At 66.2% G+C, this 12448-nt stretch carries 7 protein-coding genes; 5 read left to right on the top strand and 2 right to left on the bottom strand.

The features are described 5' to 3' along the window. Window positions 1-84 precede the first annotated feature (84 nt). Window positions 85-1347 (bottom strand): phosphoribosylamine--glycine ligase, encoded by a 1263-nt coding sequence (gene purD, locus HB724_RS06755; protein WP_213980151.1) that lies wholly within the window; start codon window positions 1345-1347, stop codon window positions 85-87. Between purD and xseA the strand changes: the two genes are divergently transcribed. The 4 genes from xseA to HB724_RS06735 all read left to right on the top strand — a co-directional run bounded on the left by xseA (window position 1346) and on the right by HB724_RS06735 (window position 7174). Next, complete coding sequence (xseA, locus tag HB724_RS06750) at window positions 1346-2725, top strand: exodeoxyribonuclease VII large subunit (protein ID WP_213980150.1); 1380 nt, start codon at window positions 1346-1348, stop codon at window positions 2723-2725. The two genes, purD and xseA, sit on opposite strands and share 2 nt — an antisense overlap. Window positions 2726-2752: 27 nt before the next feature. Then, window positions 2753-2953, top strand: a complete 201-nt coding sequence (locus tag HB724_RS06745; protein ID WP_213980149.1) for a DUF2093 domain-containing protein — start codon at window positions 2753-2755, stop codon at window positions 2951-2953. Continuing rightward, window positions 2950-3807: a M23 family metallopeptidase gene (locus HB724_RS06740; RefSeq protein WP_213980148.1), complete on the top strand. Its 858-nt coding sequence runs from the start codon at window positions 2950-2952 to the stop codon at window positions 3805-3807. The genes HB724_RS06745 and HB724_RS06740 overlap by 4 nt, the downstream gene beginning before the upstream one ends. A 262-nt stretch (window positions 3808-4069) precedes the next feature. Beyond that, on the top strand, window positions 4070-7174 hold the full coding sequence (locus HB724_RS06735; RefSeq protein WP_213980147.1) for a TonB-dependent receptor: 3105 nt from the start codon (window positions 4070-4072) through the stop codon (window positions 7172-7174). Window positions 7175-7274: 100 nt separating this feature from the next. Here HB724_RS06735 and clpB read toward each other — a convergent pair whose 3' ends face one another. Further along, the gene (gene clpB / locus HB724_RS06730) at window positions 7275-9854 is read right to left on the bottom strand and encodes an ATP-dependent chaperone ClpB (RefSeq protein WP_213980146.1); all 2580 of its coding nucleotides are present in this window, start codon (window positions 9852-9854) and stop codon (window positions 7275-7277) included. A gap of 240 nt (window positions 9855-10094) precedes the next feature. Here clpB and HB724_RS06725 point away from each other — a divergent pair, with 240 nt between their 5' ends. Next, complete coding sequence (locus HB724_RS06725; RefSeq protein WP_213980145.1) at window positions 10095-12443, top strand: TonB-dependent receptor; 2349 nt, start codon at window positions 10095-10097, stop codon at window positions 12441-12443. The last annotated feature ends 5 nt before the right edge of the window (window positions 12444-12448 follow it).

The raw sequence follows: 12448 nt of genomic DNA, 5'->3' as shown, positions 1-12448 counted from the left end.
TCGGTTGCGGATGCGTCCAACGGCGAAGCGGTCAATCGTTCGATGCGGTCTCCGGCGGGCGCCGCACGAACTCGCCGCGAGCGATCAGCCCTCCCGCGCCACCTCGCGCCAGCCGATGTCGCGGCGGGCAAAGCCGGTCGGGAAATCGATCGCATCGACCGCGCGATAGGCGGCGGCCTGGGCCGCGCGCACGGTCGGCCCGATCGCGGTGACGTTCAGCACGCGCCCGCCGCTCGCGACCAGCGCATCGCCGTCCAGCCGCGTGCCCGCCTGGAACACGCGCGCGCCGCCTGCCTCCGCCGCGTCGATGCCGCCAATCGCGCCGCCCGTCTCGGGCGTGCCCGGATAGCCACTGGCTGCCATCACCACGGTCAGCGCCACTTCGGGGCTGAAGCGTGGCGCGGGTCTTCCGGCGAGTTCGCCCTTCGCCGTAGCCAGCATCAGCTCCAGCAGATCGTCCTGGAGCCGCATCATCAGCACCTGGCATTCGGGATCGCCGAAGCGGGCGTTGTATTCGATCAGCTTGGGCCCGGCATGGGTGAGCATCAGCCCGGCATAGAGCACCCCCGAATAGGGCGAGCCGGCCCGCGTCAGCGCCTCGATCGTCGGGCGCACGATCGTCTCGATCGCCTCGTGCTCCAGCGCCGGGGTGAGCACCCGCGCCGGGCTGTAGGCGCCCATGCCGCCGGTATTGGGGCCGGTATCGCCGTCGCCGACGCGCTTGTGATCCTGCGCGGATCCGAAGGGGAGGATGGTCGTGCCGTCGGTGATGACGAACAGGCTGGCTTCCTCGCCCTCCAGGAATTCCTCGATCACCGCGCTGCCGCCCGCATCGGCGAAGATCGCCGCGACCGCGCCCTCGGCTTCCTCATGCGTGAACGCCACCGTCACGCCCTTGCCGGCGGCGAGTCCGTCGGCCTTGATGACCACCGGCAGCCCGAAATCCTCCAGCGCCGCCAGCGCGCCGTCCCGCGACTCGACGCGCACATAGCCCGCAGTCGGAATCCGCTCGCGCGCGCACAGATCCTTGGTGAAGCCCTTCGATCCCTCGAGCTGCGCCGGGGCCTTGTTGGGGCCGAACACGCCGATCCCCATGGTGCGCAGATTGTCGCCCAGCCCCTCCACCAGCGGCGCCTCCGGTCCGATCACCACGAAGCTGATCGAGTGGCGCAGGCAGAAATCGATCACCGCGCGATGGTCCGAAACCGCGATATCGGCCAGCTCGGCGTACTTGGCTATTCCCGGATTGCCCGGCGCGGCATAGAGCTTGTCCAGCAGCGGCGATTGCGCGAGCTTCCAGGCCAGCGCATGTTCGCGACCCCCCGATCCCAATAGCAGGACGTTCATGGCCGATCCCTTTTCCGATACGTCATCCGGGCGGCTCGTAGCCGAGGCGATGCCCGGCGACAACGCGGCTCCGCTCAGCGTCAGCGAACTGTCGCTCGCGCTCAAGCGGATGGTGGAGGGCGAGTTCGGCCATGTCCGCCTGCGCGGCGAGATTTCGGGCTGGAAGCGTGCCGCATCGGGCCATGCCTATCTGGCGCTCAAGGATGCCGATGCGGTGATCGACGGGGTGATCTGGCGCGGCGCGGCCGCCGCCCTGGCCTTCGCGCCGCAGGACGGCATCGAGGTGATCGTCACCGGCAAGCTCACCACCTATCCCGGCCGCTCCAAATACCAGATCGTGATCGAGCGGATGGAGCTTGCCGGCGAAGGCCAGCTCATGGCGCTGCTGGAGAAGCTCAAGGCGAAACTTGCGGCCGAGGGCCTGTTCGATCGCGAGCGGAAGAAGCCGCTCCCCTATATGCCGCGCACGATCGGCGTGGTGACGTCGCCCACCGGCGCGGTGATCCGCGACATCCTCCATCGCCTCGCCGATCGCTTTCCCACCCATGTCATCGTCTGGCCGGTGAAGGTGCAGGGCGACGGCGCCGCGGCCGAGGTGGCGGCGGCGATCCGCGGCTTCGACGCGCTGGCGCCGGACGGCCCGGTGCGGCGGCCGGACCTGCTGATCGTCGCGCGCGGCGGCGGATCGATCGAGGATCTCTGGGCCTTCAACGAGGAAGTGGTGGTCCGCGCGATCGCCGATTGCTCGATTCCCCTCATTTCGGCGGTGGGGCATGAGACCGACACCAGCCTCTCCGACTTCGCGGCGGACCTGCGCGCGCCGACCCCCACCGCAGCGGCCGAGATTGCTGTGCCGGTGCTGGCGGAGGTCGCCAACACCATCGCCACTTTGGGCCTGCGCGCCGAGCGCTGCGCGCGCCGCTATCATGAACGCGCCGGCGAGCGGCTGGCGGCACTGGTCCGGGTGCTGCCGCGCCGCGACGCGCTGCTCGGGCCGCAGCGCCAGAAGATGGACGATCTGGGCGGTCGGCTCGATCGTGCGCTCGAACGCCGGGTGACGCTGGCGCGGGGCCAGCTCGATCGCTCGGCGGGCGCGCTGCGCCCCGCGATGCTCGACCAGCGCCTCGCCTCGGCGCGGCAACGGCTGGAGGCGATGGGCCGCCATCTCGATCTGGTCCACCCCAATCGCCCGCTGGAAAAGGGCTATGCCTGGGTCGAGGCGCGCGGTACCGGCAAGGTGATCGGCAGCGCCGAGGCCGCGCGTGCCGCCCAGGCCGTGACGCTCCATTTCGGCGACGGCGCGGTCGACGCGCGGGTTGAGCGCCCGGCCGGCAAATCCTATGTTCCCCCCAAGCCAGAACAGCCCAGCCTGTTGTAACCCCTGCCCTAAGGATCGCGTGCGCTTATGCTGATGTCCAACACCGCCCGCGCCGCGCGCCTCCATTACATGGCCAATGGCTTCCGTGTGCTTACGCCGGGCGACCATGTCATCTGCGCCGCGAGCGGCGAGCGGATTCCGCTCGACATGCTCCGCTATTGGAGCGTCGCCCGGCAGGAGCCCTATGCCAGCGCCGAGATCGCGATGCAGGCGCTCCACGGGAAATGATCGCGCGGCTATGGGGCGCCGCGCTCGCCCTGGTGCCGCTCGCCGCCCTTGCCGGCCCGCCTCCGGGCACACAGGCCACCGCGCCCTATGGCGCATTCCGATTGCAGGGATCGCTGATCCAGGGCGGCATGACGATCGGCATCGCCCCGCCCGACACCGCCCAGCTCAGCCTTGACGGCACGGCGGTTCGGGTCGCGCCCGACGGCCGCTTCCTGATCGCCTTCGATCGCGATGCCGCAGCTACGGCGACCCTCGCCGCCCGCCTGACGAACGGCAACGAGGTGCGTGAGACGCTCGCCATCGCTCCGCGCGCCTGGAACATCTCCCGGCTCCCCACGCTGCCCAAATATCCGGTCCCGCGCCCCGAATTCGAGCGCGTCCGCCCCGGAGAGCTCGCCCGGATCGAGGCTGCACGCGCGATGCGGACGGACGCCCAGGGCTGGCGCCAGATGTTCCAATGGCCGCTCACCGGCCGTATCTCCACGCTCTTCGGGTCGCAGCGGATCTATGCGGGCGAGCCGGGCGCCTATCACTCCGGAATCGACATCGCCCGCCCGGCGGGAACGGTCGTCCTGGCGCCGGCCGACGGCGTCGTCGTGCTCGCCGCGGACCATCCCTTCACGCTCGAAGGCAATCTGCTGATGATCGATCACGGCATGGGCCTGAACAGCGCCTTCATGCACCTGTCGCGAATCGATGTGGCGGTGGGCCAGCATGTGAAGCGCGGTCAGCCGATCGGTGCGGTGGGGCGCACCGGCCGGGCCACGGGGCCGCATCTCCACTGGGGTTTGAAATGGCGGGATGCCAGAATCGACCCGCTTCTCGTCGCAGGACCGATGCCGCCTGGCGAATAATCGCGCAGCATTTTCGCGGCTGCAACATAATCGAACAGAGTTGGTAGTGCGGGCGCAATATTCAACCGCCGAATGTGGCTTTTTGGCTACAGTTTATCAAAACGCACCGCAAAAGGATGAATGCACGCTTTACAGCGCGCGGTGCCGCCTTATCCATTCGGCCCAAGCTTTGCCCGAGGTGCGCACCGCGTGCGTCGGGCTTAGCGGGGAGACATTCCGGCCGGGGACAATTGCAAAACGGCTGGTAAAGCGAGGGAAATCCATGAAGAAGACGCAAATCACTTTGCGCGGTAGCACGGCGTTGTCCGCGCTCGCGCTGATCGGCGCAGGGGCGCTGTTTGCTGCGCCTGCGATGGCGCAGGACACGACCGCAGTCCCGGCTACCGATCAAACCGCTCCGGACGCGCAGCAGGGTGACATTGTCGTCACCGGCTCGCTGTTCCGCCGCACCGATACCGAGACTCCGTCGCCGGTCACCGTGCTGAGCTCCGATACGCTTGAGAAGCGCGGCATCAACACTGTCGCCGAGGCCGTTCAGCGCCTCTCGTCGAACGGTTCGGGCGCGATCACCCAGGGCTGGAACAACGGCAGCAACTTCGCGACCGGCGCGAACGCGGTTTCGCTGCGCGGCCTGACCGTGCAGTCGACCCTGACGATCTTCGATGGACTGCGCATGGCGCCGTATCCGCTCGCGGACGATGGCCACCGCAACTTCGTCGACCTCAACACGCTGCCCGACGCCGTCGTCGATCGCATCGAAGTGCTGAAGGACGGCGCTTCGTCGACCTACGGCGCCGACGCGATCGCGGGCGTGGTCAACGTGATCATGAAGAAGGAAGTCACCGGCGTTCACCTGAACGCATCGGCCGGCCTCTCCGACCGGGGCGACGGCGCCGAGCAGCGTCTCGATGCCACGGTCGGCTATGGCAGCCTCGACGAGCAGGGGTTCAACTTCTATATCAGCGGCGAATACCAGAAGAACGACAAGATCATGGCCAGGGATCGCGGCTATCCCTGGAACACCAACGATCTGAGCAGGATCTGCGACGACGGCGGCCATTGCCTTGCCAACACGGTCAATTTCGGCAGCAACGCCGACGGTACGCTCAGTAGCGGCACGACCACGATCGCGAACCTCGTCGCGCCGTCGACCGCCACGGGCGGCCGCCTCGACCAGTACTCGCTCCTCAACGCTGCTGGCGGGTGCGGTGCGGCCGGTCTCCAGTCGACCACGCTGACCACCGCGCAACGTGCCGTCGGCACGGACCCCGATAGCCCGCTTTTCGGCAAGTACACCTGGGATGCCAACCAGTGCTTGCAGGACTCGCGAGCGATGTACCAGACGATCGCTCCCTCGCAGGAGCGCTATGGCGGCGTCTTCCGCTTCACCGCGAACGTCGGCGACAGGGCGCAGTTCTACGCGACCGGCAGCTATTATGACGTGAAGACCGTGACCCAGGGCACTCCGCAGGCCTGGGGCGGCTCGACCACCGCGCCGCGCCAGGTGACGCTCAATCCCGTGGTCCTGCCGGTCTATGTCTGCTCGGCCGGCGCCGGCTCGTTCGGCCCGGGTGTCCAGACGTACAATATCAGCTCGGGCTGCGATGCCACCAACGGCGTTTTCAACCCGAACAACCCCTATGCCTCGGCTGGCCAGAATGCGATCCTGCGTGGTCGCTATGACACGCCGACCTCGCTGGCCGCCGACGCGCGCTCGCTCCGCGCTGCCGCCGGCATCAACGGCAGCTTCGGCGATAACTGGAACTATTCGGCCGACTTCACCATCTCGAACGTCCGTCTGAACGTCATCTCGAAGAACTACCTGATCCCGCAGCGCCTGGCTGACGTCATCGCGCAGGGTACCTACAACTTCGTCGATCAGTCGCAAAACAGCCAAGCGATCCGCGACTATATCGCGCCGGTCAACGAGAACGTGTCGAACTCGGATCTCTGGCAGGCCCAGGTGACCTTGGGTAAGGAGCTGTTCACGCTTCCGGGTGGTCCGCTGCAGGCCGCGGTGGGTGCGTCGTATCGCCATGAGTCGATCGACAACCCCAGCGCCAACCCGGACGATATCGCGCATCCGTGGGATCGTTACTACACGATCAACGCGGTGGGCGCGGTTGGCAGCCGCAATGTGAAGTCGGCCTTCTTCGAAGTCAGTGCGCCGATTCTTCCCCAGTTCGAAGTGAACGCCTCGGGCCGCTACGACGATTATTCGTCGGGCCAGAGCAACTTCTCGCCGAAGATCGGTGCGAAGTTCACGCCGGTCAAGCAGGTCGCGTTGCGCGGCACCTACTCGAAGGGCTTCCGCATCCCGAGCTTCAACGAAGCCTATGGTCTGCCGACCACCGGTTTCAGCACGACGAGCGTGAACTGCACGACCTTTGCGGCGTTCTGCGCATCGCACCCGAATCCTTCACCGACGCCGGGTGGCAGCCCGTACAACACCTATGTGACGACTCCGTATTCGCTCGGCACCACGCTGACCGGCAACCCCGAGCTCAAGCCGGAGAAGTCGCGTAGCTTCACCGCCGGCCTGGTGGTTGAGCCGATCCGTGGCGTGAGCTTCACGGTCGACTACTGGAACATCCAGGTGAAGGATCTGGTGTCGCAGGTGTCGTCGCAAGATCGTGCGGACGCGATCTCCCAGTATTATTCGAACAACGGTGTCGTGACCATTCCGGGTATCAGCGTGACCCCGGGCGTCGCGGACGTCGCGAACCCCGGCTCGTTGCCGCTGCTCGGGACGATCAATGCGTCGTACAATAACGCTGGCAAGGAAAACGTCTCGGGTATCGATTTCGGCGCGAACGTCTCGCTCCCGATCACCGGTGGCGTCAGGCTGATCAGCTCGTTCGATGCATCGTACCTGATCAAGTACACGGTAACGAGCGCCGACGGTACGATCACTGACCGTTATGACGGTACGCTTAGCCCGTGCGACTACACCTCGTGCTCGGGTTCGCCCAAGTGGCGCGGTTCGTGGCAGAACACGCTGGACTTCGGTTCGGCGAGCTTGACTGGTACTGTGTACTACACCGATGGCTACAACCTCGCCGAGGTCGACTATGGTGCGGATCCGAGCGATTGCGAATTCAACTCGAACGAGGGCATCGGTGCACCGAACTTCCGGGGCGGTGGTCCTTCGCAGTGCTTCGCCAAGGCGCAGTGGAACTTCGACCTTTCGGGTCAGGTGAGGGTCGACGACAAGCTCACGCTGTATTTCAATGCGATGAACATCCTGAACATCAAGCCGGTCACGGACTATGCAGCGGCCTATTCGCTGTATCAGTACAATCCGGCCTGGGGTCAGGCGAACATCATCGGTCGCTTCATCCGTATCGGTGCGAAGGTCGACTTTTAACGTCGAGCTTTCGTCGGAAAATCGGGGCCGCTCCTTCGGGAGCGGCCCTTTTTTTGCCCGGTTTTCGGGAAGAACTGGGCGCCAGTATGCCGCCGCCCCATCAGCCAAGCGAGAGCTTCAACGCCCCATCGCCCTCGTCGATCTGCACCGTCGCCCCGTCCCGCACGTCGCCGCGCAGGATCATGTCGGCGAGCGGATCCTGCAGATAGCGCTGCACCGCCCGCTTCAGCGGCCGCGCGCCATAGACGGGGTCGTAGCCGACCCGGCCCAGCCAGGCCCGTGCCGCATCGGTGAGTTCGATCCGGATCTTGCGGTCCGCCAGCAGCTTCGAGACGCGGCCGACCTGGATGTCGACGATCGGCGCCATATGCTCGGCGCCCAGCCGGTGGAACAGGATGATCTCATCCAGCCGGTTGAGGAATTCGGGCCGGAAATGCGCTCGCACCACGTCCATCACCTGCGGCTCGACATCCTCGACCTTCTGTCCTTCGCCCAGATTGGTGAGGAACTGCGAGCCGAGGTTCGAAGTCAGGATGATGATCGTGTTCGAGAAATCGACCGTGCGGCCCTGGCCATCCGTCAAACGGCCGTCGTCGAGCACCTGGAGCAGCACGTTGAACACGTCGCCATGCGCCTTCTCGACCTCGTCGAACAGCACGACCTGATAGGGCCGCCGGCGAACCGCCTCGGTCAGCACGCCGCCCTCCTCATAGCCGACATAGCCGGGAGGGGCGCCGATCAGCCGCGCCACGGCGTGCTTCTCCATGAACTCGCTCATGTCGATGCGCACCATCGCGCCCGGATCATCGAACAGGAATTCGGCGAGCGCCTTGGTCAGCTCGGTTTTGCCCACGCCGGTCGGCCCGAGGAACAGGAACGAGCCCAGCGGCCGGTTCGGATCCTGGAGCCCGGCGCGCGAACGGCGCACCGCGGTCGCCACGGCCTTCACCGCATCGGCCTGGCCGATCACGCGCCGGCCCAGTTCCTCCTCCATATGGAGCAGCTTCTCGCGCTCGCCTTCGAGCATCCGGTCGACCGGGATGCCGGTCCAGCGGCTCACCACCGCCGCGATGTCGTCGGCGGTCACTTCCTCGCGCAGCATCGCGCCCTTGGTGACGCTCTGCGCCTCTTCGAGCTGGCGCGTGAGCTGCGGGATCACGCCATAGCTCAGCTCGCCCGCGCGCCCGAGATTGCCGCTGCGCTGCGCCTGGTCGAGCTCGATGCGTGCGGCGTCGAGCTGTTCCTTGAGCTTGGCCTCGGACTGGATCTTGTCCTTCTCGGCCTGCCAGCGCGTGGTCAGCTCGGCCGATTGCTGCTCCAGATTGCCCAGCTCGGCCTCCAGATTGGCGAGCCGCTCCTTCGAAGCCGCATCGGTCTCCTTCTTCAGCGCCTCGCGCTCGATCTTGAGCTGGATGATGCGCCGGTCGAGGTTCTCGATCTCCTCGGGCTTGGACTCCACCTCCATGCGGATGCGCGAGGCTGCCTCGTCCATCAGGTCGATCGCCTTGTCGGGCAGGAAGCGATCGGTGATGTAGCGGTTGGAGAGCGTCGCGGCGCTCACGATCGCGGCATCGGTGATGCGCACGCCATGGTGCAGCTCGTACTTCTCCTTGAGCCCGCGCAGGATCGAGATCGTATCCTCGACGGTCGGCTCGCCCACGAACACCGGCTGGAAGCGCCGCTGGAGCGCTGCGTCCTTCTCGACATACTTCCGATATTCGTCCAGCGTCGTCGCGCCGATGCAGTGCAACTCGCCGCGCGCGAGCGCGGGCTTGAGCAGGTTGCCGGCATCCATCGCGCCATCGGCCTTGCCCGCGCCGATCAGCGTGTGCATCTCGTCGATGAACAGGATGATATGGCCCTCGGCGGCCTTGACCTCGTCGAGCACGCCCTTCAGCCGCTCCTCGAAATCACCGCGATATTTCGCGCCCGCGATCAGGCTGCCCATGTCGAGCGCCATCAGCGTGCGGTCCTTGATCCCGTCGGGCACGTCGCCGTTGACGATGCGCAGCGCCAGCCCTTCCGCGATCGCGGTCTTGCCGACGCCGGGCTCGCCGATCAGCACGGGGTTGTTCTTGGTGCGCCGCGCCAGGATCTGGATCGTGCGGCGGATCTCCTCGTCGCGGCCGATCACCGGATCGAGCTTGCCGTCGCGCGCCGCCTGGGTGAGGTCGCGCGCGAACTTCTTGAGCGCGTCGTAACGGTCCTCGGCACCCGCGGTATCGGCGGTGCGCCCGCCGCGCAGCTTGTCGATCGCGGCGTTGAGGTTCTGCGCCGTCACGCCCGCCGCGGCCAGCGCCTTGCCCGCCGTCGTGGTACTGGCCAGCACCAGCGCGAGCAGCATCCGCTCGACGGTGACGAAGCTGTCGCCCGCCTTCTGCGCGACCTGCTCGGCGGAATCGAGCACGCGCACCAGATCATTGTCCACGCCGGGGGATTGCTGCGCACCGCCGCCCGATACGGCGGGGATCTTCGCCAGCGCCGCGTCGGTGTCGGCCAGCGCGCGCTTCGCATCGCCGCCCGCCGCCGAGATCAGGCCCGAGGCCATGCCCTGCTCGTCTTCGAGCAGCGCCTTCAGCAGATGCTCGGGCGAAATCCGCTGGTGGTTCATGCGGATCGCCACGGTCTGCGCCGATTGCAGGAAACCCTTGGCGCGGTCGGTGAATTTTTCGAGGTTCATGCTTGTCCCTGTTCGCTTATGGGCGGCAGATAGTGTTGCATTTCAGCCACACAAGAGGCGCATCTTTTTATAGGATCGCCGTGACGCCACGCAAATCCGGCGGTTTTGCGTGTGTGTCCCAGGCATGCCCCACGATTGCAGCCGAAATGTCATGTGATTGGCCAAATGTTGCAACGCACCAAGCCTAGCCCGGCGCGGCGTGGGCGAGGGGCTCACGCTTTTCCCAAGAGGAACACGCGCATGCGTAAGGTTGCAGCCGCCTTGTTGGCCAGCACGTCGATTTTTATCTCCGGCACCGCCTTCGCCCAGAGCGATCTCGCGTCGAGCGCCCAGCCGGACACCGTCGCCCAGGACAGCGGATCGAACGACATCGTCGTGATTGGCAAGGGCGAGACGCGCCAGGTCCAGGAACTCAGCCAGCAGGATCTGGCCGAGCTGGCTCCGGGCACCAGCCCCCTGAAGGCGATCGAGAAGCTCCCCAGCGTCAACTTCACCGGCGCGGACCCGTTCGGCGCCTATGAATGGGCCGAGCGCGTCTCGATCCGCAGCTTCAACCAGAACCAGCTCGGCTTCACGCTCGACGGCATTCCGCTGGGCGATGCCAGCTATGGCAACGTCAACGGCCTGCACATCAGCCGCGCGATCATCAGCGAGAATATCGGCGTGACGCGCGTGTCGCAGGGCTCGGGTTCGATCGGCACCCAGGCGACCAACAATCTCGGCGGCACGCTGGAGTTCTTCTCGCGCGATCCGGGCCGCGAATTCGGCGTCGATGCCAACGCGACCTATGGCAGCGACAATATGTGGCGGATCTTCGCCCGGCTCGACACCGGCGAGCTCGGCGCGGGCGGCCCCAGCGCCACCGTCTCCTATGTCCATTCGGACACTGACAAGTGGAAGGGCTGGGGCTCGCAGCGCGCCAACCAGGTCAACGCCAAGGCGGTGGCGCCGCTGACCAGCGGCCTGCGCGCGGTCGGCACCTTCGATTTCTCGGATCGCCGCGAGAATGATTATCAGGACATGTCGCTAGGCATGATAAACCGCCTCGGCTATCGTTGGGACAATATCTCGAACGACTATGCCACCGCGATCAAGGTCGCGGACGTCGCCAACAATATCGACAATGTGAACAACGACACCAAGGCGCCGGGCGCCGACGGCCTTTCGGACATCACCGGCCTGCCGCCGAGCAATCCGGCCGCGGGCAAGGTCTATCCCGCGCCGTTCCAGACCGTGGACGACGCCTATTTCAACGCCGCCGGCCTGCGCCAGGACTATCTCGCCTCGGCGGGGCTGGAGACGACCGGCGATTCGCCGATCCATGGCCAGCTCAAGGGCTATTATCATTCGAACTACGGCCAGGGCCTGTGGTTCTCGCCCTATGTCCCGTCGCCGAACGGCACGCCGATCTCGATCCGCACCACCGAATATCTCATCCATCGCAAGGGCGCGTTCGGCGATGTCGGCACGAAGCTCGGCTTCAACGACGTCACTGTCGGCGCCTGGTACGAGCGGAACGACTTCCGCCAGGCGCGCCGCTTCTATGCTCTCGACAGCCGCACCAATCCGGGCCGCGACAGCCTGGAGTTCCAGGAGGGCGCCTTTGCGACCCAGTGGGACTGGAAGTACAAGACCGATACCTTCCAATATTATGTGCAGGACAAGCTCGGCTTCGGCCCGCTGACCATCAACCTGGGCTGGAAGGGCTTCGCCGTCACCAACAAGGCCGATGCGATCGTCGCCGGCGGCCTGGCGGGCGGCCGGATCAAGGTGACCGACTGGTTCCAGCCGCATGCCGGCTTCGCCTATGAGCTGGCGCCCGGCGCCGAGCTGTTCGGCGGCTTCACTCAGGTGACGCGCGCCTATGTCGCCTCGGCCACCACCGGCCCGTTCGCCACCACCCAGACGGGCTTCGACGCGCTGCTCGGCGGCTCGACCAAGCTCAAGCCCGAACAGTCGGACACCTATGAGGTTGGCGGCCGCTTCCATCGCGGCCCGTTCACCGGTTCGCTGGCGGGCTATTACGTCAACTTCCGCAACCGCCTGCTCGGCGTGACGACCGGCGCGGGCATCGTCGGCAATCCGGTGATCCTCCAGAATGTCGGCGGCGTGCGCTCGCTCGGCTTCGAGGCGACCGGCGACCTGCGCCTGCCGGCCGGCTTCGGCCTGTTCGCGTCGTACAGCTACAACGACTCGACCTATCGCGACGACGTCCACACCGCGACAGCGGTCATCCCCACCGAGGGCAAGACCGTGGTCGATGCGCCCAAGCACATGCTGAAGGGCGAGCTGACCTGGGACCATTCGGGCTTCAACGCACGGATCGGCGCCAACTATATGAGCAAGCGCTATTTCACCTACACCAACGATCAGTCGGTCGACGGCCGCGTGGTGGTGGACGCGACGCTCGGCTACAAGTTCGACCTGAACGGCCGTCCGCTGGAGCTCCAGGGCAACGTGACCAACCTGCTCGACAAGAAGTATATCTCGACGATCGGCACCAACGGCTTCGGCAACTCCGGCGACAACCAGACGCTGATGGTCGGCGCGCCGCAGCAGTTCTTCATCACGCTGAAGGCGGGGTTCTGATCTGA

Source organism: Sphingomonas sp. dw_22 (genome assembly GCF_018449795.1).
GTDB lineage: Bacteria > Pseudomonadota > Alphaproteobacteria > Sphingomonadales > Sphingomonadaceae > Sphingomonas.
Note: the sequence above shows the minus strand (reverse complement) of the source record. Positions and strands in the feature narration are given on the sequence as shown.

Excerpts from the sequence above, each read along its gene's own strand:
- HB724_RS06745 (WP_213980149.1), top strand. The coding sequence starts at position 2,753 with ATGCTGATGTCCAACACCGCCCGCGCCGCGCGCCTCCATTACATGGCC.
- HB724_RS06735 (WP_213980147.1), top strand. The coding sequence starts at position 4,070 with ATGAAGAAGACGCAAATCACTTTGCGCGGTAGCACGGCGTTGTCCGCG.
- xseA (WP_213980150.1), top strand. The coding sequence starts at position 1,346 with ATGGCCGATCCCTTTTCCGATACGTCATCCGGGCGGCTCGTAGCCGAG.
- HB724_RS06740 (WP_213980148.1), top strand. The coding sequence starts at position 2,950 with ATGATCGCGCGGCTATGGGGCGCCGCGCTCGCCCTGGTGCCGCTCGCC.
- HB724_RS06725 (WP_213980145.1), top strand. The coding sequence starts at position 10,095 with ATGCGTAAGGTTGCAGCCGCCTTGTTGGCCAGCACGTCGATTTTTATC.
- purD (WP_213980151.1), bottom strand. The coding sequence starts at position 1,347 with ATGAACGTCCTGCTATTGGGATCGGGGGGTCGCGAACATGCGCTGGCC.
- clpB (WP_213980146.1), bottom strand. The coding sequence starts at position 9,854 with ATGAACCTCGAAAAATTCACCGACCGCGCCAAGGGTTTCCTGCAATCG.